Annotated in this window: 1 protein-coding gene; it reads left to right on the top strand. The window is 68.1% G+C overall.

Going from position 1 to position 420, the window contains the following annotated elements; translation table 11 throughout:
* Nucleotides 1-121: 121 nt before the first annotated feature.
* Nucleotides 122-420 (top strand): hypothetical protein (locus K9U41_RS23400; protein WP_282643222.1); only part of this gene is annotated, 299 nt, incomplete at its 3' end.

The raw sequence follows: 420 nt of genomic DNA, 5'->3' as shown, positions 1-420 counted from the left end.
CCCGTGAGCCGGCCGCGGTGCTCACCGCGCTGGCCGAACAACAACGGCTGGCGGGGATCTCGGTGCAGACGGGCACCCTCGAGGACGTCTTCCTCTCCCTCACCGGACGGGAGTACCGCGCATGACCGGACCGACCAACAGCCTCGCCTTCCGCAGCCTGAGCCTGGCGATCATCCGCGGGTTCGTGCGCGACCGCACCTCGCTGTTCTTCGCGCTCGTCTTCCCCCTGATGTTCCTGGTGATCTTCGGGGGGCTGCTCGGCAACCAGGACCAGTCGAAGGTCGACCTCATCCAGGTCGGCGACGTCTCCTTCATCGACGACATGGATCCGGACGCGAAGGCGGCCTTCGAGGAGACCTTCGACATCACCGCGAGCGACGACCTGCGCGCGGCGCTGGCCGAGGTCACGAAGGGCGACGC

It is taken from the genome of Xanthobacter autotrophicus (assembly GCF_029991245.1).
Taxonomy (GTDB): domain Bacteria; phylum Pseudomonadota; class Alphaproteobacteria; order Rhizobiales; family Xanthobacteraceae; genus Xanthobacter; species Xanthobacter autotrophicus_C.
This window is presented reverse-complemented; position numbering and strand designations above follow the sequence as displayed.